Origin of the sequence: Ensifer sp. MJa1 (assembly GCF_037026475.1) — a bacterium.
GTDB lineage: Bacteria > Pseudomonadota > Alphaproteobacteria > Rhizobiales > Rhizobiaceae > Ensifer.
The window spans coordinates 16,899-38,908 of the sequence record NZ_JAKUMO010000022.1; the positions used below are offsets into that span (position 1 = coordinate 16,899).

Annotated in this window: 17 protein-coding genes and 2 pseudogenes; 11 read left to right on the forward strand and 8 right to left on the reverse strand. The window is 60.9% G+C overall.

Going from position 1 to position 22,010, the window contains the following annotated elements:
- Positions 1 to 59: 59 nt before the first annotated feature.
- Both MKZ91_RS24670 and MKZ91_RS24675 read right to left on the reverse strand, forming a co-directional pair.
- Complete coding sequence (locus MKZ91_RS24670) at positions 60 to 1,481, reverse strand: HlyD family type I secretion periplasmic adaptor subunit (RefSeq protein WP_336173664.1); 1,422 nt, start codon at positions 1,479 to 1,481, stop codon at positions 60 to 62.
- The gene (locus MKZ91_RS24675; RefSeq protein ID WP_336173665.1) at positions 1,478 to 3,223 is read right to left on the reverse strand and encodes a type I secretion system permease/ATPase; all 1,746 of its coding nucleotides are present in this window, start codon (positions 3,221 to 3,223) and stop codon (positions 1,478 to 1,480) included. The genes MKZ91_RS24670 and MKZ91_RS24675 overlap by 4 nt, the downstream gene beginning before the upstream one ends.
- Before the next feature lie 233 nt (positions 3,224 to 3,456).
- On the opposite strand from MKZ91_RS24675, the gene MKZ91_RS24680 reads away from it, so the two are divergent.
- The 7 genes from MKZ91_RS24680 to MKZ91_RS24710 all read left to right on the forward strand — a co-directional run bounded on the left by MKZ91_RS24680 (position 3,457) and on the right by MKZ91_RS24710 (position 13,307).
- Entirely contained in the window at positions 3,457 to 4,029 is a 573-nt protein-coding gene (locus tag MKZ91_RS24680) for a MarR family transcriptional regulator (protein WP_336173746.1), read from the forward strand.
- A gap of 48 nt (positions 4,030 to 4,077) precedes the next feature.
- Positions 4,078 to 5,331 carry a glycosyltransferase family 4 protein gene (locus tag MKZ91_RS24685; protein ID WP_336173666.1) on the forward strand — a complete coding sequence of 418 codons (1,254 nt, stop codon included), beginning with the start codon at positions 4,078 to 4,080 and terminating at the stop codon, positions 5,329 to 5,331.
- A gap of 174 nt (positions 5,332 to 5,505) precedes the next feature.
- A complete protein-coding gene (locus MKZ91_RS24690) occupies positions 5,506 to 6,972 on the forward strand; it encodes a DUF6212 domain-containing protein (protein WP_336173667.1) in 1,467 nt (488 codons plus the stop codon).
- Positions 6,965 to 9,646 carry a glycosyltransferase gene (locus MKZ91_RS24695; RefSeq protein WP_336173668.1) on the forward strand — a complete coding sequence of 894 codons (2,682 nt, stop codon included), beginning with the start codon at positions 6,965 to 6,967 and terminating at the stop codon, positions 9,644 to 9,646. The genes MKZ91_RS24690 and MKZ91_RS24695 overlap by 8 nt, the downstream gene beginning before the upstream one ends.
- A 37-nt stretch (positions 9,647 to 9,683) precedes the next feature.
- The gene (locus tag MKZ91_RS24700; RefSeq protein ID WP_336173669.1) at positions 9,684 to 10,862 is read left to right on the forward strand and encodes a polysaccharide pyruvyl transferase family protein; all 1,179 of its coding nucleotides are present in this window, start codon (positions 9,684 to 9,686) and stop codon (positions 10,860 to 10,862) included.
- Positions 10,863 to 11,005: 143 nt separating this feature from the next.
- Positions 11,006 to 12,178 carry a polysaccharide pyruvyl transferase family protein gene (locus MKZ91_RS24705; RefSeq protein WP_336173670.1) on the forward strand — a complete coding sequence of 391 codons (1,173 nt, stop codon included), beginning with the start codon at positions 11,006 to 11,008 and terminating at the stop codon, positions 12,176 to 12,178.
- Positions 12,168 to 13,307 (forward strand): glycoside hydrolase, encoded by a 1,140-nt coding sequence (locus MKZ91_RS24710; protein ID WP_442892343.1) that lies wholly within the window; start codon positions 12,168 to 12,170, stop codon positions 13,305 to 13,307. Before MKZ91_RS24705 ends, MKZ91_RS24710 begins: the two co-directional genes overlap by 11 nt.
- Before the next feature lie 48 nt (positions 13,308 to 13,355).
- Here MKZ91_RS24710 and MKZ91_RS24715 read toward each other — a convergent pair whose 3' ends face one another.
- Positions 13,356 to 13,601, reverse strand: coding sequence for a hypothetical protein (locus tag MKZ91_RS24715; RefSeq protein WP_336173671.1), 246 nt, complete (start codon positions 13,599 to 13,601; stop codon positions 13,356 to 13,358).
- A gap of 332 nt (positions 13,602 to 13,933) precedes the next feature.
- Between MKZ91_RS24715 and MKZ91_RS24720 the strand changes: the two genes are divergently transcribed.
- Positions 13,934 to 15,388, forward strand: coding sequence for a TrkH family potassium uptake protein (locus MKZ91_RS24720; RefSeq protein ID WP_336173672.1), 1,455 nt, complete (start codon positions 13,934 to 13,936; stop codon positions 15,386 to 15,388).
- Between the two features lie 110 nt (positions 15,389 to 15,498).
- Here the strand turns inward: MKZ91_RS24720 and galE are convergent, their stop codons facing one another.
- The gene (gene galE, locus MKZ91_RS24725) at positions 15,499 to 16,485 is read right to left on the reverse strand and encodes a UDP-glucose 4-epimerase GalE (protein WP_336173673.1); all 987 of its coding nucleotides are present in this window, start codon (positions 16,483 to 16,485) and stop codon (positions 15,499 to 15,501) included.
- A 335-nt stretch (positions 16,486 to 16,820) separates the two neighbouring features.
- Here galE and MKZ91_RS24730 point away from each other — a divergent pair.
- Both MKZ91_RS24730 and MKZ91_RS31665 read left to right on the forward strand, forming a co-directional pair.
- A pseudogene (locus MKZ91_RS24730) lies at positions 16,821 to 18,325 on the forward strand (TIGR04028 family ABC transporter substrate-binding protein); the annotation flags it as partial.
- 79 nt (positions 18,326 to 18,404) lie between these two features.
- Positions 18,405 to 18,798 (forward strand): annotated as a pseudogene (locus tag MKZ91_RS31665) (DUF1403 family protein).
- A gap of 69 nt (positions 18,799 to 18,867) precedes the next feature.
- On the opposite strand, the gene MKZ91_RS24750 reads toward MKZ91_RS31665, so the two are convergent.
- From MKZ91_RS24750 to MKZ91_RS24760, 3 genes are all read right to left on the reverse strand, one after another.
- On the reverse strand, positions 18,868 to 19,446 hold the full coding sequence (locus MKZ91_RS24750; protein ID WP_336173675.1) for a PIN domain-containing protein: 579 nt from the start codon (positions 19,444 to 19,446) through the stop codon (positions 18,868 to 18,870).
- Entirely contained in the window at positions 19,436 to 19,882 is a 447-nt protein-coding gene (locus MKZ91_RS24755) for a DNA-binding protein (protein ID WP_336173676.1), read from the reverse strand. Before MKZ91_RS24755 ends, MKZ91_RS24750 begins: the two co-directional genes overlap by 11 nt.
- A 537-nt stretch (positions 19,883 to 20,419) precedes the next feature.
- On the reverse strand, positions 20,420 to 20,572 hold the full coding sequence (locus tag MKZ91_RS24760; protein ID WP_336173677.1) for a hypothetical protein: 153 nt from the start codon (positions 20,570 to 20,572) through the stop codon (positions 20,420 to 20,422).
- A 570-nt stretch (positions 20,573 to 21,142) separates the two neighbouring features.
- Between MKZ91_RS24760 and MKZ91_RS24765 the strand changes: the two genes are divergently transcribed.
- On the forward strand, positions 21,143 to 21,478 hold the full coding sequence (locus MKZ91_RS24765) for a hypothetical protein (protein WP_336173678.1): 336 nt from the start codon (positions 21,143 to 21,145) through the stop codon (positions 21,476 to 21,478).
- Positions 21,479 to 21,590: 112 nt separating this feature from the next.
- Here MKZ91_RS24765 and MKZ91_RS24770 read toward each other — a convergent pair whose 3' ends face one another.
- Complete coding sequence (locus MKZ91_RS24770; RefSeq protein ID WP_336173679.1) at positions 21,591 to 22,001, reverse strand: DUF983 domain-containing protein; 411 nt, start codon at positions 21,999 to 22,001, stop codon at positions 21,591 to 21,593.
- Positions 22,002 to 22,010: the final 9 nt, after the last annotated feature.

The following is a 22,010-nucleotide window of genomic DNA, read 5'->3' on the forward strand; positions in this document are numbered from 1 at the left end:
AAGCAAATTGCCGGCGAAATTGAATTTCACCGGCAAATCAAGATTTTAGGTCGTTCTAATTAATCTTCGCGGAAGGCGCGGTTCACACTGTCTGCGATGGGCGAGACCATGTAGTCGATGGCCGAGCGCGGCTTGTGGACGATCAGCACTTCTGCGGGCATGCCCGGATAGAGCCTGATGTCGGGGTTTGCGTTCAGCGACGTGGGCGCGATGCGTGCCCGTGCCACGTAGTAGGAGACGTTCGACTTCTCGTCGACCGACTGGTCGGCGGCCACATAGGTGATCTCGCCGTCAAGCGGAAGGTGTGTTCGCTGGTTGTAGGCCGTCAGGCGTATCTGCGTCTTCGAACCGATGTCGATGCTGTCAATGTCACGGGTACCCACGTGCATCTCCACCAGAAGCGGTTCGTCTTCAGGCACGATATCGAGCAGCGGCTGGCCGGCAGAGACGGCGCTGCCGGACGTACGCAGCTGGATATTGGTGACGACGCCGGCCTGCGGCGAGCGGATCTCCAGCCGGTTCAAGACATCCTTGGCTGCCACGAGCCGTTCCTCGACGTCGGACAGCTCGAGGCGGGCTGTGGTGATTTCGCCGGCGATCTCCGACTGGAACTCATTCTCGATGCCGGTCAACCCAAGTTCCGCGCCGGCTTCCGCCTTTTCGGCCTGGGCCTTGTTGCCGGCAAGTTCGCCACGGGTGGCCGCCAGCTCGCTGAGCTTGGCGTCGATCTCGATCAGCTTGGAGCGCTGTGCGTATTCTTTCTCGACCAGCGTCGCGATTGATGTGCGCTGTTCCGTAATCAGCTCGATTTGACGATCCGTTGCGCGGAGTTGTTCTGTAAGAGACTTGGCTTTCTCGGAAAATTCTTCGATGGTCTTGGTTTGAACCTCGAGACGACCCGTCTTTGCTTCGCGTCGTCTGTCGAAGAAGTTCGATTCGGCCTTTACGGCGTCATCGGCTGCGGCGTCTGCTGTCTTGAGAAGATCGTCAGGAAAGTCGATCTCTTCCGATTCCGTCTGTTCTGCCCTCAGGCGGGCGAGCTTGGCGATCAGGCCGAGGCGCCGGCTTTGCAGCGCCTGGAGGTCGGAGCGGGCACGGGTATCCTCGAGCTTGGCCAGCGGCTGGCCGGCGGCAACCCGGTCGCCTTCCTGGACGAGCAGCCGGTTGAGAATACCGCCTTCGAAGTGGCTCACGGTCTTGCGCTTGGAATCGACCACGATGGTGCCGCTGGCGACCGAAGCGCTGCTGAGTTCGGTCGAAAACGCCCAGCCGAAGAAGCCGCCGAATGCAACGAGGATCGTCGTCAGTCCGGCAAGGGCCACGCCTCTTAGCGGTGCAGACGCACTCGATTCGCTGTCGACTTCGAGCCCGTGCAGCGGATGCGGCCGGTCGGCAATCGCCGGCAGGCGGTTCTCCTGCTGAGCCGTTGTCTTCACGTTCCGCGCCTCGCGGGTGATCGGAAGTTTGGTCTTGTCTGTCATGCGGAAGCGCCTTCCCGTCTCGGTTCGCCGGGCGTCATGGACGCGACCACGTCGGTGCGCGGCCCGAACTGGGTGATGCGGCCGTTTTCAAGGACAAGCAGCTTGTCGGCGGCCTGCATGATGGTCGGTCGGTGGGCGATCATGATGACGATGGCACCATCGTTGCGCGCCCGTTCGATCGCGCGGATCAGTGCTCGCTCGCCGATGGCGTCAAGATTGGCGTTCGGTTCGTCGAGCACGATCAGGCGAGGTCGGTCGTAAAGGCAGCGGGCAAGCGCGATGCGCTGTCTTTGGCCGCCCGAGAGCGTGAGATGACCGTCGCCGACCGGCGTGTCATAGCCAAGCGGAAGGCGCCCGATCATGTCGTGCACGTCGGCAAGCCGTGCGGCTTCCAGCACCTTTTGGGGTTCGCCTTCCTCCATGCGCGAGATGTTGTCGCGGATCGTGCCTTCAAGCAGCGAAACCGACTGCGGCAGGTAACCGGTCATTTGTCCGAAGGAGGAGCGTTCCCAGAGATAGACGCTGTTGCCGTCGAGAAAGACACCGCCGGTGGTAGGCTTCAGGATGCCGACGAGGAGGCGAGCAAGGGTCGATTTGCCAGCAGCCGACGGGCCGACAACGCCGAGAACCTCTCCCGGCTGAAGCGAGAAGGAGATGCCCTTGATGATCGGAACATCGAGACCCGGGGCGGCGTAAACCAGCTTGTCGACGACAAGGTCGCCCTGCGTACGGGGCTGCGGCATCGTCTGGCGCACGGCCAGATCCTGATTGAGGGCCGATTCAATTCGTCGCCAGCTCGCAATCGCGTTTACCCATTGACGCCAGTTTTCAATCATCGAATCAAACGGTGCGACGAGGCGGCCGACGAGGATACTGGTTGCCATCATCGCGCCTGGTGAGATCTCCTGCCTCATCACGAGAACCGCACCGGTCGCCAGTGATGCTGCCTGGATCATGAAGCGCAGCGAGCGGGTGATGGACGCCATCGCCTTGCTGCGGCTACCGCTCGTTTCCAGTGCGTCCAGCGCATGCAGCTGGGCGGCCCGCCAGCGGCGCGCGAGCGCCGGCAGCATGCCCATCGCCTCGATGGCCTCTGCGTGACGAAGGCTGGCACCAATCTTCGAGACCGCTTCGATGTTGGCTTGATTGGCCTCCTTCATCAGCCGGCGGGTCAAAAGGTCGGTCAGCACGCCGCAGCACACAAGCAGGGCTATCGATATGGCGCCGATGAGGCCGAAGAGCGGGTGCAGGGCGAAAAGAACGCCGAGGAAGATCGGCGACCAGGCCGCATCGAGCGGCGCGCTGACGGCCGAGGTCGTCAGAAAGCTGCGCAGTTCCACCAGGTCTCTCAGCGATTGAGTGGCTCGGGTTAGCCCCTGATCGGCGGCTGCCTGTACGGCAGCGGTCAGCACCGGAAGGTTGAGCCAGCGCACGACCGCACTGCCCATCACCTGGAACGTCAGCGCACGAATATATTCGAGAACGCCGTAGATAATGAGCGCGCCGATCACCAGAATCGTCAGCATGACCAGCGTGTCCATGCTCTGGCTGTTCAGGACGCGGTCATGGACCTGCATCATGTAGAGGGGTGTGGAGAGCTGCAAGATGCCGATACAGGCACTCAGCAAGGCTGCATAAATAAGTGCCAAAACGAACACGCGGCGTGCTTTCAAAATAAGCAGTCGCGGGTCGATTGCTCCATTATGCGCCGTCTTTGGCCCAATTTGGTTCTTGCTAATCATATTGCCTCGTTTGCTGTCACGCTTCGTGATTTTCTGGATAAATTCGTCGCGGTCTTGAGGATGCCGTTTTGTTTGTTATCACTTAAATCACAGTGTTGCCGTGATAACTGTGACACAATAATGGTGAAATGCTCAAGATGATCGTATTCGGGGGGAGTAAAGGGGGCGAAAAATTGCTTCAAAATTTGAAGCAATTTTTGAATATCGGTAGTAATGCTTAGTTGGAGAGAGGGATGAATCAAAAGATTCTCTATCCGTTTGCTGATTTTGGCGGCGCTGTTGCCATCCGGCCCGGGGATGACGCAGCGGGAAGTGCCCCTGAGAGCGAAAACATTGGCCCGGAGAGCGATGCCTCCGTGGTTACCTATTTCGAATTGGCACGGATGATGGAGCGTGCCAGCAGGCGCTTCACAGGCCTTTTGCGTGCCGAACTGACGAAGCTGGGTGTGGACGATATCGGCCCGGCTCAGGCCATGGTGTTGCTGGCAATCGGCGATGCCGAACTGTCGGTGGCAGAGCTTCTGGACCGCGGCCATTACGTGGGATCGAACGTTTCCTACTATCTGAAGCAGCTGGCTGACGGCGAATACATCGACCGTGCTGCGTCGCAACGGGACAAGCGTTCTGCTCGCATCCGGCTTTCGGAAAAGGGAAGGGTGCTTTGTGATTCGTTGAGAAAGGCAGCCGGTGCCTATGAGCGGGTGTTGAGCCACGGCGAACAGGACCGGCGCAATCTTGAAACCGCATTTCAAACGCTGCACCGGCTCGAGCTGGTTTGGGGAAATGCGACGCGTTACGGCATTTGAACTGCCCGCACGCGAAGGCTGTCCTTTCATCGGCAATAGGCTTGGAATATGCACGTAGCATTCGTACACCGGCGCGGCTTCTGCCAGTTCGCCGCTCTCGCAGCCCATTTGGCGCAGACGGGAAATGAAGTCACTCTGGTGACGGAAACCGTAGATCAGAGGATTCCGTCCGTCCGGGTCATCCGGCACAGGGCGGAACCCGGACCGCAGGCCAATGCGCCGATGGCGAAGTATCTCGCCACTCCGGACCATCACGTCCGGATCGGCCATCGGGTCGCCGAGACTTTTGAAGCCATGGCCCGCCAGGGCCAGGTGCCCGACGTCATTGTCGGGCATATCGGTTGGGGCAGCATGATGTTCGTCAAGGACGTGCTGCCTGAAGTTCCCGCACTCGGCTACTGCGAGTTCTTCTATCGCGCAGAGGGTGCCGATGTCGGCTTTGCCCCCGGCGATCAGGCTGATTCGGAGATCCGCAAGCGGCTGCGGCTGCGCAACACGGCTCAGCTCCTGTCTCTGGAGGCGCTGGACGGCGGGATCAGCCCGACCCAGTGGCAACGTAGCCTCTACCCTGCCGAACATCGCGCGCGTATCGCCGTTTGCCATGAGGGCGTGGATACGCGCGTCTTTCGTCCCGATGCGGCCGCCTCGCTAAAGTTGCCGGATGGCCGGGTGCTGAAGGCGGGCGATCCGCCGATCGTCACCTTCGTTGCGCGCGACCTCGAGCCCTATCGAGGCTTTCCACAGGCATTGGAAGCGGCCGCCAAAGTGGCGCGCAGCCATCCGGATGCGCTCTTCGTCTTCGTCGGTGGAGACGGCGTCAGTTATGGCGCGCCACCGCGGGGCGGTGGTTCCTGGAAGGACCACTTGCTTCAGTCTCTCGATGTGCCGGCGGACAGGTTCATTTTCCCCGGCGCCGTGCCGCATGGCGTGCTCAGGCAATTGTTCCAGATTTCGGCGGCGCACATCTATCTGACCTATCCTTTCGTGCTCTCCTGGTCGGTGCTTGAGGCCATGGCCTGCGGTGCGCTTGTCATCGGCTCGGACACCGCACCCATGCAGGAGATCGTCAGTTCCGGACGCAACGGACTTCTTGTGCCGTTCTTCGACACCGATGCTTTGGCCGGCGCCGTCTGCGATGCCTTGCGTCAGCCGGAAAAGTATACCGACATACGCTCTGCCGCCCGTCGGACGGTCGAACAAAGGTTCCGGCTGGGTGATTGCGTCGCAAGACAGGTGATGTTGCTGGACAAGGCGACGGAGAATGTGGCTCGCGTGCCGGTGCTGCGCGCCTCGTCTGCATAATACTTCAAAATCCGAAGTATTATTTCACGAAAATCACAAATATACCTTATTGTGCACTGCAAATAACCTTGATATGCTTTTCTTATGAGCTTGATTTCGCCGATCTATTTGGGATTGGCGAACTCAACCGTAAAGAGAAACTGTTCGTATCGAGGGTGGCGCGTGCAAGAGTTGATGTCGTCTGGCGTGAGGTATTCGCAGGCAAAGCGAAAGCTGGTGGTGGCATCCGATCACGACAGGGCAAGTGTCGAAGGCAGTGGCATCGAGCACTTGGTTCACTTCCTTCCGGCGGGCGATCGCCCGCAATCAACCCTGGAAAACGTGTTCCCACTGCTTGGCGTTGCTTTTTCCGGTGAGGGCGAGGCGCATCTCGAGGCCGGCCTGACGTCGCTGCGCGCGCTCGGCACGGTCCCCGAGGTGCCCGTCAAGCGGCTGAGCGCGCACACGGCGGGCGAAAGCGCTTCTCTTATCCAGATGTTGGTCGATGGTGGTGTCGGGCGTCTCGCCCGCTTCAGCAGTGCGATCACCTCGGAACTGGCGCTGCTGCGCCGCGAGCGTGAAACGCTGCTCGAAAACTATCGGGCGCTGGAGGATGCTTTCCAGGCGCGCAACTGGGAGCCGGTGACCGAGGTCTTCGCGCACGACCCTTATGTCGATCCGAAGGACGAGGGTATCGGCCACCTGATCGCCAATGCCTTCGTCGAGCAGTATCTGCCGGTCTCGAGCCACGGTGTGGCGGGCATTGCGCTTCATTTCAATTCCGTCCCGCGGGACGGTGGTGAGCTCGTCGTCGTGCTGAGCTATGTCGAAAGTGGTGAGGGCGTTGCCGAGTGGAGCGTGCCGTTCTCGCAGCTCGTCCCGAGCTGGAACTTCTTCGCCTTGCCGCGGACCTGTGGTGGTGGCGCAAAGACGCTGCGGCTGCGTGTCTCGACCACGGGCTCGGAGACCATCGGCCTGTCACTCGGCTATCCGATTGCAAGCGAACACTACACGGCCCGCTCCGAAGCACGGCACGCCGACCTCGATCTTCGGCCGCTGGCGTTCCGCGTCTATACCGGACTGCCAGGTGTCAAGCCGACCCGCATGCCCAACATGATCGCACCGACGGCCCTGCTCGATGGTCATTTCATCGAGGATTATCGCCTGTCCGTCGACCTTCTGAGTCAGATCGTCGATGTTTCGGTGACACCGCTGGTGCCGGACTTCCAGACAGTACGCTTCCTCGAGCACGAACACGCGGTTGTATGTCATCCGGTTGCAAGCGGCGTCTCTGCCGGTGCGATTGGTCGGGCGGTGGAGGCTGGAACCATCTCCTTCTCGGCAACCGCGATCGTCGACCATCCCAAGGGTGCGCCGGCTGCAGTCAGCTTCCTCCTGGCGCCTGCCAATTCGAATGCTCGCTCGGAAGTGGCCGAACTGGCGCGTAAAGGGTCAGTCAGGCCTTCGGCCTTCTTCAGCGGCTGGCGCGAAGTCACCAACCAGCAGCCGATCAATATCAATTTCCAACTGGACGAGCCGGTGCGCCACCCGATGGACCTGATGATCCTTAGCCGGGCTGTGACGGATTCCGTCGATTTCTCCTGGCTCAAGGTTTCAGGCTTCCGCATGGTGAAGCAGTCTGGCGGTGCGTCTCATGTCTAGCAGCAACGATCCGCGCGACCTGATTGCGATTGCAATGCCGCTCTACGGCCATGCGGCCCTTGCGCTGGAGGCGATCGAGTCGGCGCTTGCTTCCCAGCTGACGGACAGCCGGATCGCTGTCGTCGTCTCTGTCGACGGCGACCCTCGGCACGAAACCTTCGACCAGTTGCTGTTGTTTTCTGCTGCCCATCCCGACGTGCACGTGGTCTTCGGGCAGAATGCCGGGCCTGGCGGGGCGCGCAACCGCGCCATCGACTATGTGCTCGAAAACCTTCCCGAGGCGAAGGCGGTCTACTTCCTCGACGCCGACAATCGCGTTTTGAAGGGCACGGTCGACACCCTTTACCGTCAGCTGCGCGACAGTGGCGCGGGCTGGGTCTACACCAACATCGATACCTTCTCGGTGAGCTGGCGGGCGCATTACGGCAACCACTATTCCCGGCTCGTCCACTGCATCACCGACAATATCTGCGACACCGGATCGATGATTTCCATCGAGGTGTTTAAGGCGGGTGTACGCTTCAACGACGATCGGCAGAACGGTTTCGAGGATTGGGAGTTCTGGCTTTCTTGCGTCGAGCACGGTTTCGTCGGCACCCCCTGCCACGAGACCACGTTTGAGTATCGCCTGCGGGCGGAAAGCCGCTTCAAGGAAGCCAACCGCGACCGCGCAACCTCGGTCAGCTTTCTCAGGAAACGCCACAGAGCCCTGTTCCAGCGGCCCATGCTCGTTGATTTCGAACATGAGGAATGCCCGCGTTACCTTTTTGCGCGCACGGAAGATGCGGCCATTTCCTTCTTCACCGATCCGACCAAGCAGCCGAAGCGGCTGCGCCTCGACGACATCATCCCGGCCTTTTGGGCCAATACCGGTGAGCCGGACAATGTGCATTTTCCGCCATTCGTGATGGCTGGAAGCGGTGCGACCATCGATCTTCTTCTGCGCTCGCGCATGCTGCCCAACGTGCTTTGCCACCTGGAACGCCTGAGCGAGAAGGCCAATGTCGTCTTCGTTCACCTCGGCAACGACGCCACGCAGCGCAAGATCGAGCCGACCTTCCTTGATGCCGGCGCACAGCATCTCGGTCAGCCCGACCTCATCTTCATCTCGACCGCGCTTCTGCGCGACGTGATCCGCAACAATGCGCTCGACTGGTTCGCCTCGATCGGCAGCCAGCAGGTCTGGCCGACGTCGGCGGTTCTCAACGTGCGCTTCCCGTTCCCGCGGGCGCTGCCGCGCCGCACGCTGATCACGCCACAGCAGGTGATGATCAACTGCGTCAACGCGATCGCCACAAGCCCGCTGCGCCGCACCGCCGGCAAGCGCTGGACCTGGCGTCCGCCGCGGCTGATGCCCTATTCCGATCTGCACAAGGCGCTGCGCACCGAAATCGGCGGTTCCCCGGTTCTGCCGCTCGGCCACAGCGAGGCCGGCAAGAAGACCGCGGCACTCCTGGTGCCGAACGCCTCTTTCGGCGGGGCCGAAAAGGTGATCTACGCCGCGTCCCGCGAACTGCGCGCCGCCGGCTACGAGACGCACCTCTTCGTGCTCGGCACAAGCCGCATGGACGTGATCGACGAATTCGACGCGAGCTTCGACTACGTGCATTTCTGGGACCAGGACATACCGGCCTGGGGCGGCTCCGGCTCGTTCCTCGGGCAGGACTTCATCGCCGAGCACCACGAGGTCGATTGGGGTGCGCTGAAGGGTCAACTCTCCGGTTTTGACCTTGTCATCAACAACCACGTGATGGCGATGCATCCGCTGATCGCGCGGCTGCGCTCGGAAGGCACGCGTACGGCCTGCTATCTGCACGTCGTCGACAACACGCCGTTCAAGCGGCCGGCCGGCCAGCCCTTTGCTGCGATTGCCCATGAGCATTGCTACGATGCGTTCCTGACCTGCTCGGAACAGCTGAAATTCTACCTGCACTCGTTCGGAGTCCCGCTCGAAAAGATCTTCGCGGTTCCAAACGGCGCCAGCTTCTCCGTGCCGCCGAAGGTGCTGGCCGATGTGCTGCAGGTGCGGCGGATCGAGCGCAAGGACGACCGGCTGCGGCTGCTTTACATGGGCCGCCTCGACCAGCAGAAGGGCATCGACCGGCTGGCTGCGACCATTGCGGAGCTTCGTGCCGCCCGCGTGCCTTTCGACGCGCGCGCCATCGGCGGTGAAATCCTCGCCGACGCGAACTTCTCCTGGACGGACCGGCTGAAGGAACTCGGTGTCGACGTGCGCCCGCCTGTCTTCTCCAGCCGTGATCTGATCAAGGCGCTCGGCTGGGCCGATGTGCTCGCCATGCCTTCCCGCTGGGAAGGTGCCCCGCTTATGATCGCCGAAGCACAACAGCTCGGCTGTGTTCCGATCGCGACGGCGGTCGGGGCTGTGGACGAACTCATCGTCGATCGCGAGGACGGCATTCTCATCGATGCGAGCTCCGACCCCCAGGTCGTGCGCGACATGGTCACCGCGATCGCAGAGGTCGCGCGGGACCGAAACCTGCTCGCGCCGATCATGGAGGGTTGCCTCAGATCGGCGGCGCGGCGCTCCTGGACCAACTCCTTCTCGGAGTTCCTCGGTTGGTGCGACCGCTCCGTGAACAATTCATCGCTTTCGCGCGCAAAGGTTTTCCGTGTGCGTGAGACTACCAGTGCCGGCGTCGCAGCAGCAGGCTGAGCGATCCGGGCGACTTTTCAAAAGAAGGGACATACGCATGCGTCCAAGAATCCTCCTGACGGGTATTCCTGGTCATTACACGCGCCTCTCCAACGGTGCGAATGGCCTGTCGGTCTCCTATTCGGAGCGGCAGAAGCAACCCGAGTCCAAAGAGGAGTTTCTTCAGGAGCTTCGCAACATCAGCAACACCGGCAATTACCTGATCGGTGAGGGCGCCCTGCGCGCGATTGCGCCGCATGCCAAGCAGATTCCGTTCTGGCATCTCTACAACGCCCACAAGAACGGTACCGGTTTCGAAGAGTTCAACAACAACTTCGACATCTGCGTTTTCACCTGCGCGAACCTCTTGCGCAAGGGGCTTTCCGCGGATGCCGAAGCCGACGTTTTGAGCAAGCTCAAGATGCCGATCGTCATGCTCGGCATCGGCCATCAGAACCGCAAGGATCTGGAAACCGGCCTGCCGGAGGGAACCAAGCGGCTGCTCGATGTGCTCAAAGACCGCGAACACTATTTCCTGACCCGCGGCTATGAGACGGCTGGCTACCTGAAGGACCAGGGTTTCAAGTACGTTCGACCGACCGGTTGCCCCTCGGTCTACTTCGCACCAAACAACATGCGCGCCTCGATGAAGAAGCTGCCAAGCGTGAAGATCGGCCAGGCAAAGACGATCTTCTCGGGCTATCTCGGCGCCAATCACGATTGCATCGTCGATGCCATCGCGCTGAACCCAGAGGGTGCGAAGCCGCAATATGTCATCCAGGACGAGTTCCTGCACTTCGACATGAAGGTCGAGCCGGATGCCGATGGCCGGGTCTTTGATTCCTGCTCGGGCAAGATGCTCGGCGATCTCGCTTTCCCGGGGGCTGAGCGCCAGAAGGTGCCGTTCGACGTGCGCACCTTCTTCGATACCAACCAGTGGCGCGCCTGGGCCTCGCACATGGATTTCAACTTCGGTCGCCGCTTCCACGGCTCGATCATTGCGATGCAGGCCGGTGTCCCGAGCCTGATGGTCGCTGTCGACGACCGCATGCGCGAAATGCTGGGCTTTACCGGCCTGCCGTCCGTCGAGGTCCAGGATCTCGAAAAGTCGGAAAACCGTGCCGAATTCGTCGCCTCGCACCTGGCGGGCCTCAACGCGTCGGAACTGGTCGACCGCTATTCCGATCGCGAACGCAACTTCCGCACGGTGCTGCGCGAAATCGGCATCGGACAATAACCCCTAAAGCGCCGCGCGTCTTATCAGGCGCGCGGCGCTGCAGGACTTTGAATTGCTGCATGTTTTGTCCCTTGATCCGCTACGATTAAGGGAACCGTGCAGGAGCGAACTTTTGTGGCCCAGCCCCTACGATTAGGTGTGTCATGCGTATCTTGCTTACCGGAATTCCTTCTTATCTTCAGCGTACCGTCTCGAGCGTTTCCGGGGCGAGGGTCCACCACAAGCCTTACTTCGACGACATCCGAAGCAAGAAGGAACTGGTCGACCAGGTCAAAAAGATCGCCAACACCGGCAACTATCTGATCGGTGAGGGGGCGGCCTACGCCCTGCGCGGACATGACGTCACCTATGTGCCCTTCTGGCATCTGGTCAACAGCCGCGGCGCCAACGACGTGTACGATGCCCTGAACAAGGAATTCGACATGTGCGTCTTTGCCTCGGCGAACCTTCTGCGGCCGGGTTACTCCGCCGATCTCGAAGCGGATGTTTTCGAGAAACTGAAGATGCCCGTTCTGGTGATGGGTATCGGCATCCAGAAGCGCGAGGGGCTCAAGGAGAACCTGCCGGCCGGTACGTTGCGGTTCCTCGAGGTCTTGAAGAAGAAGGAAAGCTTCTTCCTGACCCGCGGCTATTTCACCGCCGAGTTCCTGCGTGCAGAAGGCATGAAGTTCGTCAAGCCGACCGGCTGCCCTTCGTTGTTCTTCGCGCCGAACGAGATGCGGCGGTCACTGACAGCACTGGCTGACGCTGAACTGGCGTCGGCCCAGAAGCTTGCGCTCGGTGGTTATCTCGGTAGCGTCGCCGATACGATCGTCGACGCCCACGCGCTGCTGAAGCCCGATAGCGTCGCAAGCTATGTCATTCAGGACGAGGTTGTCGCCTATAACCTCACGCTTCCTGTCGATGACAACGCTCCGGTCTATGATCGCTCCAGCGGCCGCATCACCGGCAAGACCGAATACAAGCACCAGGAAAAGTGGCAGAGGCAGAACGAGCTTCTGGTGTTCTTCGACACCAACCAGTGGAGAACATGGACGTCGTCGCGTGATCTGTGCATCGGGCGTCGCTTCCACGGCTGCGTCATCGGCATGCAGGCCGGCACACCGTCGCTGATGATCGCCGTCGACGATCGCATGCGCGAGATGCTCGAGTTCATCGGCTTCCCCTATATCGAAGCGGGTGTGTGGAACCGCGAAACCGACAAGCGGGCACATCTTGCCAGCTTCCTGTCCAAGATTGATGCCCAGGCTGTTACCGAGCGGTACTCGGCATGCGAGACGAACTTCCAAAGTGCGCTCAAGCAAGTTGGTATCTGATCGCCGCATAGAAGGAGCAGCGCCGCGCGCGCTGTTCCTTGCCGCTGTGGCTTTTTTCGCGTCGTGGGCCTGTGCGCCGGCAACGCGTGCCGAGGACGCGGCTGATACCCGCTTCGGTGTCAACCGGCTCAATCTCGGCTGGCTGAAGCGGCAGGAACAGGAGCGAATCCTGCGCGAAATCGCCGACAGCGGTGCTGCGCATGTCCGCCTGTCGCTTTCGCGACCGGTCGACAGAAGCATCGAGGCGCTGGAGATCGCCAATCGCCTGGGCCTTCGGATCCTCCTCGAAATCCAGCTTTCAAACAAAAGCTACTACGCCGACACCGTTCAACCCCGCACCGGCTTCGGCCGCATCTGGGACATCAACCGGCTGTCGGATCTGGACATCGACCGCTACCGCGCGGGGCTGAAGGACGCGCTCGCACGCATCGATGCCCTCGGCATCAAGCTGGATGCCGTGGAGCCTGGAAACGAAATCAACCTTGCCGGCTATAATGGCGATCTCGCCGTCTACCAGAAGCCCGGCCGGCCGACGGCACGCGACGTTGGTGGACTTACCGACCGGGCCGCGTTCGAAAAGGGGCTGGACAACTATATCGAAGCACTGAAAGTCACCCGCGAGGTAGTGCGGGCGAGTGCCAATAGCAGCCAGGCCGCCATCATCTCAGCGGGTCTTTCCGATATGGGGCCCAAGGAAGCCGACCGGCAAGGCATGGAGCGGCTCGACCCTTCCGAGGTGATCGGGCTCTTGCGCGACCGCGGCATGGACGCGTTCGTCGATGCCTATGGCATCCATATCTATCCGGCACGCAAGGATCCGGAAGCCATCCGGAACGTCGTGACCCAGGTCCTTGATTTCTGCGAACCATCCGATTCCGGCCGACCCTGCTGGGTGACCGAATGGGGGATCGCCAATACAGCGCGCAGCTGCCCTGTTGACGACCGTGCGCGCGAGGGTGCCATGACGGCCATGCGGACTGTCTTTGCGACCTTTGCCAAGGCCAAGCGACTGGATGCAGCCTACTACTACGATTGGGACACGCAGCAGAACTATCGGGTCTGGCGCTGCGGCGCGCTGAGCCCGGCCGGCGCCATGGCGATCGCCCCGCAAGAGGGGGCGTCACCCTAGACAGAGGTCGACGTCGACTGGGTCCGGTTCGAGGTTGTTATCGGGGTCTCATCCGCGTCGCGCGACACGGCTCGTTGCCGGTTCCAGACCCTTGCCGCGATAGGTGACGGGAATGCCGAGTTCCTCATGCGCGCGCGCCAGGGCCTCAAGCCAGGTCGCAAGCTCGTCCGGAACCTTCTCTTCACCGGTCTCCATCGCCTCGATCCATGCCAGGTTGCAGTGAAGCGCACTGGCAAGGTTGATCGGTGTCCAACGGAGAACGAGAAGGCATTGGGTAAAACGGGCGGGCGTCATCGATGTTGCTCTAGGTTGCATAGGGAATGAATAAAGCAGGTTTTACGCGTGAAATTAAGTCAAGGTGATGACTGAAAGGGCGAAAAGCTGTGAGCTTTGCGTGAGTTAGATTTGAACGGGCAAAATGCCGCAGCGCCGCAACGCGCGACTTGCCTTGAACGGGCGGCTCTGCCAAGGCCTGGCGCTCAACCGAATGAGAGACGTCGAACCGAGAGCGCTCGATTGCGAGAGGGCTGCAAGTCGACACCGGTGCGAATCGCGGCCTTTTGAGGTTGAATGTCCCACACTCCCAAGGCCGCTCCGGTCCTGGGCAAAGCCGAGGCGAGCAACCGTTGCATGCACCCATCTACCAGTCCGCGATCAACATAGCCGCCAAGGTCGGCTTTTACCTGTCGCTGGCCATGCTCCTGCCCGCCCTGATCGATCTCATTCACGGTCACCCCAACTGGAAGATCTTTGCTGTCACCGCCTTTGCGACGGGCGGGTTGTCGTTGACAACGATGGCGGCCACCCAGGGCGGCCCGCCGCCGTTCAACCGCAAGATGGGTTTCCTTGTCGTCAACCTGCTTTGGATCGTTGTTTCGCTGATCGGAGCGATGCCCTTCTGGCTATCGTCGCTGAAGCTTGATTTCGCCAGGGCCCTGTTCGAATCGGTGTCGGGCATCACGACCACCGGGTCGACCGTTATTACCGGCCTCGATTTTGCCCCGCCGGGTATCCTGTTGTGGCGATCACTTCTGCACTGGTTGGGCGGTATCGGTATCGTCGCCCTCGGGCTCTTCGTCATGCCCTATCTCAGGGTCGGCGGAATGTCCTTCTTCAAGATGGAATCGTCGGACACGACCGAGAAGCCTTTCGCCCGCATCGTTACCTTCACGCGAGCCTTCATCCTTATCTATGTTGCGCTGACCGTGGCCTGCACGGTGATCTATTCCTACCTCGGCATGAGCCGCTTTGACGCGTTCAACCATGCAATGTCGACGATCGCCACCGGCGGCTTTGCCACCCACGACGCCTCGCTCGGCTACTACAAAAGCCTGCCGATCCTGTGGGTCGCTACCGGCTTCATGACCTTGAGCAGCCTGCCGTTCTCCGTGCTCATTATTTTCATCGTGCGCGGCCGGCTCGACACGCTGAAGGACCCGCAGATCATCGTCTTCCTGTCGTATCTGACCCTTCTGGCGCTTGCCGCAAGCCTCTATCAGCGCGTTGTCAACGGCGTCGCCGCCAACGAGGCGCTGGCACATGGCTTCTTCACGGTCACGTCGATCCTGTCGACCACAGGCTTTGCCAGTGATGACTATATGCTTTGGGGTGAGTTCATCGTCGCACTCGCCTTTGCCGCCACCTTCATCGGTGGCTGTTCTGGCTCGACGGCCGGCGGCATGAAGGCCTACCGCTTCATCATCATGTTCAACTCGATCCGGGCCGGCCTCTTCAAGCTGATTTACCCCAACGCGATACACACCGTCCGATACGGCAAGACGCTCGTCGACATCGACGTCCAGCGCACCGTTTTCATGTTTTTCACGGCCTACATGTTCATCTGGGCCCTCGGCAGCCTCGCGATGGGGGCGATGGGCTACGATTTCCTCACGGCTATGTCGGCAATTGCGACGGCGCTTTCCAACGTCGGCGCCGGGCTCGGCCCGATCATTGGCCCGGCCGGCAATTTCTCGACGCTCTCGGATCCGGCACTCTATCTCTTGTCGGTGATGATGCTGCTCGGCCGTCTGGAAATCCTGACGGTTCTTGTCATCCTGACGCCGCTCTTCTGGAAGGATTGATCCGCGGCGCGCCGTGTTGCTCCAGGGAAATGGTGGCAACGGCCACTTCGCTCTTCGCAACCACAATGGGGTTCCGGCGCAGCCCTGGCCGCGCCGGAGCCAGCAACGGATCAGGCGCCCTGGTTGCGGCCCGCATGCCAGTTCCAGGCCGTACGGGTGATGTCTGTCAGGTCGTATTTCGGTACCCAGCCGAGAATGTCGCGCGCCTTGTCGTTGTTGGCGACGAGCGTCGTCGAATCGCCTTCGCGCCGGTCGACGAGGTCGACCTGGAATTCGCGCCCCGAGACATCGGAAATCGCCGTCAGCAGTTCCTTGACGGTGGTGCCGGTTCCCGTGCCGAGATTGAGTTCGACGCTGTCGCCGCCGGCAAGCAGATACTCGACCGCACGGACATGGGCGTCGGCAAGATCAAGGACGTGGATATAGTCGCGCACGCAGGTGCCGTCGCGGGTGTCGTAGTCCGTACCGAAGATCTTGAAGCTCTGGCGACGGCCAAGAGCGGCGTCGATGGCAAGCGGGATCGCGTGCGTCTCGGGCTCATGCCACTCGCCGATACGGCCCTCCGGGTCGGCACCTGCAGCGTTGAAGTAGCGCAGGATTACCGAGCGCAGCCCCTTGTACTGGCCATAGTCCTTCAGTGCCTGCTCGCAGACCCACTTCGTACGGCCATAAGGGTTGATGGGCGCCTGCCGGTGCTTTTCATCGATCGGCACGCTTTCCGGCAGGCCGTAGGTGGCGCAGGTCGACGAGAAAACGAAGGCTTCGACACCGGCGGCGAGCGCGGCCGAAAGCAGGGTCAGGGTGCCAATCACGTTGTTGTCGTAGAAGGAGACCGGGTCCTTGACCGATTCACCGACCTCGATCATTGCGGCAAAGTGCAGGATGGCCCGCGGCTTGTGACGGGCAAGCACCTCGTCGAGCCGCTGGCGGTCGCGAATGTCGCCTTTTTCGAGCACGCCCCATTTGACGAACTCCTCATGGCCGTTCGACAGGTTGTCGTAGACGACGGGCTCGAAACCCTTGTTGGCGAGTTCGAGGCACGTGTGCGAGCCGATATAGCCGGCGCCGCCGACAACGAGGACTTTATTGCTTTCCATGATGGTCTCGATCCTTGGGAGGTTCAAAGGAATTGCCGTGTTTTTTCAACGAATAATGGCGAAATTGTCAATGCTTAGTCCGGTGCAGCAAATGTCGTGGTGAACCAATCGTGCCATTGAGAGAAACCGGATGTCCCGTTTGGTCGGACCGCACTCCCGAGGGGTTTGAAATACGCCCTAAAAATCGGGCCGGGGACAGATAACTCCGTCACGCCAAAGAGTGAGATGCTTTTTTCTGATCCGGTAAAACACATAGCATATTAATTGACTAGCGTTAATAGATAATGGCGCCCGTGATCGTACGATAGCCTTCAGATTTTTGAAGGAAGGCTCCCATGACGACGAAACTGAAACAGCTCGCGATCACCCTGGCGACGCTTGCGACCTCCGGCCTGATCCTGACCGGCGCCCGTGCTGAAGGAACGGAACCGGTCAAGGGCGGAACGCTGATCTATCTGGAGCAGCAGGCCCACACCAACCTCTACCCGCCCGCCGGCGGATTTTATCCGAACGGTGGCATTCTCAATCAGATCACCGACAAGCTGACCTATCAAAATCCGAAGACGCTCGAGATCGAACCGTGGATCGCCGAGTCCTGGTCGGTGAACGCCGATGCAACGGAATATACGTTCAAGATCCGCCCTGGTGTCACCTTCTCCGACGATACACCGCTCGACGCCGCCGCGGTCGCCAAGAACTACGACGTCTTCGGTCTTGGCAACAAGGCACTGAAACAGCCGGCGTCGGAAGTCATCAACAACTACGAGCGCAGCGAAGTCGTCGATCCGCTGACGGTCATGTTCCACTTCAAGAAACCGTCGCCGGGCTTCCTTCAGGGCACGTAGATCGGGTCGGGCCTGGTGGCGCCGGGCACGCTCTCGCTGCCATTCGAAGAGCTTGGCGATGCCACCAAGATCATCGGTTCTGGGCCGTTCGTGGTCGAAAGCGAGACGATCGGCAAGGAGCTGAACTTCAAGGCGCGTGATGATTACAACTGGGGGTCGGCGAAGCTTAATCACCAGGGCCGCGCCTATCTTGACGGCATCAAGTACATCATCACCGGTGAAGACAGCGTGCGCATCGGCGCCCTGCTTGCCGGCCAGGCCGACTTCATCCGACAGGTCCAGGATTACCTGATCTCCGCACCGTCGACGCGCGGCGCGAACAACTGCGTCGTTTTCCGTCCGGACAATCCGCTGGTCGCCGATATCAAGGTGCGCCAGGCGCTTCTGCACGCCACCGACACCAAGGAAATCGTCACGACACTGTTTTCGGCCAACTATCCGCAGGCGACATCAATCATCGCGTCGTCGGCGCTTGGCTACAAGGATGTCTCGGCCAAGCTCACCTTCGACGCCGAAAAGGCCAAGGCCCTGCTCGACGAGGCCGGTTGGTCGGTCGGCGCCAATGGTCTGCGCCAGAAGGATGGCAAGGAACTGGTACTGACGGCATACGAATCCCTGCCGCAGCCCCAGAACAAGGAGACGCTGCAGCTCGTCGCCCAGCAATGGGGCAAGGTCGGCGTCAAGCTCACCGTCCTTGCCGGGGACAGCGGCAGCAAGACGGTCGATGATCTCGATCGAGCGAAGACGCCGTGTTGCTCACCGTAGTTGGCGACGATCCCGGTACTGCAGGAAAGGTGTTTTCGGCGTACAAAAGGATCGTGACCCGAAAACCCGGCTTTTCCTCGAAAGGCGTGGCCGAGCTGGTCGATCTGCCGGGGCTTGACTGGGATGACCGGCTGGCGGCGACCGTCGATCACGCCGACGCAGCGCTGCAATCCGGTCTGTCCGCGCCGTTTGCCGCGGCGGAGCTGGTGTCGGCGATTGTTGCCGATAGCTCCGACGCCGAGCCGCTCGGCGCTTGGCGACGTTCTGATCGCCGCGATGCTGAAATGGTACCACCCCGTGCCGCTGTTGATGGCCGAGCGCTATGGCCCGGCCTTCAAAAGCCTCGGGGGCAGGGGACGCGTGCGGCCGGGCGAACCCGCTTTCCCGCGCGCCATCTGCCTCGCCCTGGTCGAAGGGGCGGGTTCCGCTTTGCAGTCGGCCGGCGAGATCGCCCGCCGCGCGGACGCACTTCTCGCCGCCTCGCCGAAGGTCCGGACCAAGGGGCGCGCCGGTGATCCATAAGCTGTTTGCGGCAGACGCCGTGCCGGCGACGGCGACTGGCAGCAACCTGTCCCGTTGGGCCGCGACGCGGCTGTTCGAACGGCTGGAAGGATTTGGCGCCGTTCGAAGCGCTCGAAGACACCGGGTTGCTGAGCAGAGCTGCCGTTCAAGAGGAGCGGCTTTCAGCCGAGGCCGAAAGTGAGGACGAATAACGCTGCTGCCGTCGGCGCGAGGGTATTCGGTTGTCGATCTCTGTATGGATCACGCCGGCTCACTTCAACCCGATGATGTTCCGGCGAAGCACGTCTGAAAATTTCTTCAACCCGCTTTGCTGAAGCGCGTCCACGAACGCTTCAACCGATGGCGTTGTCTTGCGCAGATTGAGTCGGGCGCGTTTGACACTGGAAATGAGCGCGTCGGGAAACGCCGCATGGAGATCGCTCAGGAAATCATCCGGCGCCTGGCTGGTCACGCCGTGGGGGAAGAGGGTTCGTGCTGGGAAATCTTTCAGGTTCCAGGTGACGATCACGGAGGCTTTCGAGGCAATGGCGGTTGCGAGAACATGCCGATCGTCCGGGTCAGGTAGTTCGAGCCTTGCGACCAACGGGCGATAGTTCGTCACGTCCGCCTCCGGCAGGACGGCCTTCATCCTGTCACGCGTGGCAATCAGACGCTCTTTTGGTAAGGCAGGCGTGTTGGCGGCGAGATTGCGCATCCACTCGTCATGGATGTCATCGGTCCAGCGCGCCTCGACGAGACCGTCAAAGGCGCACTGGATCAGGACGTTGCGCAGATGAAAGGGATAGAGGACGCAGGCATCATAGACCGCGACGGGCGGTTTAGAGGCCATGGTTCTCGATCAGGTCCTCTGTGTCCTCAGTAAGCGCTTCCATCGCTGCCTGACGGGCGTCGAGCCTGGATTTCAGCACGAGCACGTCCTTCAGCAAGGCGCGGCGGTGTTTGCCGACATAGCGGAATGGCAGATCGCCCCGGTCCATGCGCAGGACGACGAGTGGACGAGAGATGCCGAGAATGGCCGATACCTCGGTCGGACTCAGCTCCTGGTCTTCGGCCAGCACGGCGACGCGCTCGCCGCGCAGCAGGTGCGCCAGAAGGGCCTCAACTGCCGCGGCGGCCGAGGGCGGAATCGAGAGCGTCTGTTCCCGGCCGCCTGCATGACGAACATGGAGTTCCAGCCTGTCGCCGGCGACGAGTTTCGGCAAGGGCGAGGCTATCTTGCGGTCGCGATCCGACAATCCGGCGAAATGAACGATCTGACTGGTCATGGCGATATCTCCTTGATCGTCAATATAATGGGCATGGTATGTAACTGCAATAACTGAAAGTCTGCTGATGTGATTGCGTAGGTGGCGATGGAGGTCGCCAGATCGCCACCGACGCTCTGAGGTCAACCGAGAATCGGTTATCGCGCGAGACCCTGATCAAAGAGGAGATTGAGCCCACGGCGTGGAAGACTACCTTGAGGACGCCGTACAGCGGATTAGGGGCATCCTTCCGCGTCGCTGGCTTGAGGAAGAACCCCGATACGCCAGGAGATCAACTGACTGGCGTTTGCCGACGCTTAGAGCAGCCGCTTGCCGCGACGATCTGTTCGATCAGAGGAGCGCGCAAATTCGCTACGCTTGTTCATTGACTAATTCCGCATCTATCGGGGATGCTGTCGCGGGCTGAAGAATGGGGTAGAAATGACTTACGAGTGGAAGCGAGCGGCCGTGAAAGTGCCCAGAATGCTGGCGCATCCATCAGTCACCTCCGATCAGCTGTCTCAACTTCGCGGTCACATCGACGACTGCATCGCGAGGCTAGAGCACCTCGTCACCGATATGGAAGTCGCTGGCACCGACCAGGCCTGGATCGACGTAGCCGAGGCGATAGATGGGCTCTGGAGAAACTTGATGCTCGATGTGGCCGGGAGGGCGCGCTCGTTCGAGACAGCTTCCGTTGATCTTCGGCATGCGTCAGCCGAAAGTCCTGACGCAAATACAGGAGTTTCTGCTGTTTGGTAACAGGTCCGCTGATACTACTGCTGACAGCCGCCTAGCAGATACGAGAGATATCGGATGAGGTCGTCGTCCATTTACGGTCCGGTCCGCCGTTCATGTCGCATGTTTCCTGCAAGCCCCGCGAGCTTCGGCAATAAAGTCTGCGGCAGCTATCCATCAGGCTGACGAGCCTTGCTCCTTTTCATCTTCGGCTTCTTCAATGGGCCGGAATGCGGGCGCCGGCGCTCTGCTGATTCGAGCGCCGGTGGTCTCCTGAAGCTCAGGTTCTGCCATTGGCACAGCAACGCTCGTCCGACTGACGCGCCTTGAAGTAAATGACGGTGAAAATCGCCTGCCGCTTCCTGGTCGCGGCGACTTTCGGCGTTCCCTGAATTGAACGGCTCACGGTGCATCCCTCACGCATCGTTCGAATGTCGCGTCGATCTCCCGCCGCCGCACCTCGATTGCTTCCCGGCAATTGGCTTTTGATCCGATGGAAAAGTACGGATGCGACGAAATCGTTCCTTCCTCATGGCGGCCGTGATGTCGCTTACGCTCGCGTCGCCATCCGCGGCGGAAAAGGCGACGACTATGGTTACCGTGGTAGCCTACCGCTGCGAGCAAGGCCCGCTTTCCATCATCAATGCGAAAAAGGTTTCAGGCGAGGAGTTGGTGTACGCAACGCTGGGAGAGAAGGCCGTTCAGATGTCTCGTCTGAAGGATCGCGCCGAAGAAATGTACGTGTCCCTGCACGCAGACGCCGGCAGTTACCGCTGGCGGGTCGCCGGTCAGTCCGGCGCATTGAGCTGGCTTGGGCCGGAGGCAGATGCAAGGGAGAAGGTGCTATTTGGCAAATGCGAGGCGGCTCCCGCCGACTGATCTTCTGTTCGGCCGAGCCGGACCGGCGCCTTGTGGAGCCGGATGTCGCAGGCGGCGCGTCTTGCCGCCGCCTGGCTGTGCCTCAATCATCGGGTGGCTGCGTGCGCGCCACCTACCGCGTTGTCGCAACCGGTGGCTCGACGCTCCGCCGCGCCAGTTTTCCCTCTTCAGCCTTGTAGAAAAACTGGCTTGAGACCAGCCAGCCCTTGAGAGGGCGAAGAGGTGGAATACAGGTCAGCAACATGAAGGGGCCGGTCACCAGCAGGTGCACCCAGAGTGGGGCGCTATATTGCACCTCCAGCCAGACACCCAAAAGCACGCTCGGCACGCAGGCAAAACAGATGACGAAGAAGGCGGGGCCGTCGGCCGGGTCGGCGAAGGAGTAGTCGAGGCCGCAAACGTCGCATTCCTTGCGCATCTTGAGGAACCCTTCAAACAGGTGCCCTTGGCCGCAGCGCGGGCAGCGCCCCCGCAAGCCGGTTTGCATGGGTGGGATTGGCGGCCAATCACTATCCGAAGACATTTTTCGTTC

What these genes read in the sequence shown, in the direction of transcription:
- MKZ91_RS24680 (WP_336173746.1), top strand. Translation starts at nt 3,457, where the DNA reads ATGAATCAAAAGATTCTCTATCCGTTTGCTGATTTTGGCGGCGCTGTT.
- MKZ91_RS24750 (WP_336173675.1), bottom strand. Translation starts at nt 19,446, where the DNA reads ATGGCCTCTAAACCGCCCGTCGCGGTCTATGATGCCTGCGTCCTCTAT.
- galE (WP_336173673.1), bottom strand. Translation starts at nt 16,485, where the DNA reads ATGGAAAGCAATAAAGTCCTCGTTGTCGGCGGCGCCGGCTATATCGGC.
- MKZ91_RS24770 (WP_336173679.1), bottom strand. Translation starts at nt 22,001, where the DNA reads ATGTCTTCGGATAGTGATTGGCCGCCAATCCCACCCATGCAAACCGGC.
- MKZ91_RS24675 (WP_336173665.1), bottom strand. Translation starts at nt 3,223, where the DNA reads ATGATTAGCAAGAACCAAATTGGGCCAAAGACGGCGCATAATGGAGCA.
- MKZ91_RS24690 (WP_336173667.1), top strand. Translation starts at nt 5,506, where the DNA reads ATGTCGTCTGGCGTGAGGTATTCGCAGGCAAAGCGAAAGCTGGTGGTG.
- MKZ91_RS24715 (WP_336173671.1), bottom strand. Translation starts at nt 13,601, where the DNA reads ATGACGCCCGCCCGTTTTACCCAATGCCTTCTCGTTCTCCGTTGGACA.
- MKZ91_RS24700 (WP_336173669.1), top strand. Translation starts at nt 9,684, where the DNA reads ATGCGTCCAAGAATCCTCCTGACGGGTATTCCTGGTCATTACACGCGC.
- MKZ91_RS24705 (WP_336173670.1), top strand. Translation starts at nt 11,006, where the DNA reads ATGCGTATCTTGCTTACCGGAATTCCTTCTTATCTTCAGCGTACCGTC.
- MKZ91_RS24755 (WP_336173676.1), bottom strand. Translation starts at nt 19,882, where the DNA reads ATGACCAGTCAGATCGTTCATTTCGCCGGATTGTCGGATCGCGACCGC.
- MKZ91_RS24670 (WP_336173664.1), bottom strand. Translation starts at nt 1,481, where the DNA reads ATGACAGACAAGACCAAACTTCCGATCACCCGCGAGGCGCGGAACGTG.
- MKZ91_RS24685 (WP_336173666.1), top strand. Translation starts at nt 4,078, where the DNA reads ATGCACGTAGCATTCGTACACCGGCGCGGCTTCTGCCAGTTCGCCGCT.
- MKZ91_RS24765 (WP_336173678.1), top strand. Translation starts at nt 21,143, where the DNA reads ATGTCGCTTACGCTCGCGTCGCCATCCGCGGCGGAAAAGGCGACGACT.
- MKZ91_RS24695 (WP_336173668.1), top strand. Translation starts at nt 6,965, where the DNA reads ATGTCTAGCAGCAACGATCCGCGCGACCTGATTGCGATTGCAATGCCG.
- MKZ91_RS24760 (WP_336173677.1), bottom strand. Translation starts at nt 20,572, where the DNA reads ATGCCGAAGATCAACGGAAGCTGTCTCGAACGAGCGCGCCCTCCCGGC.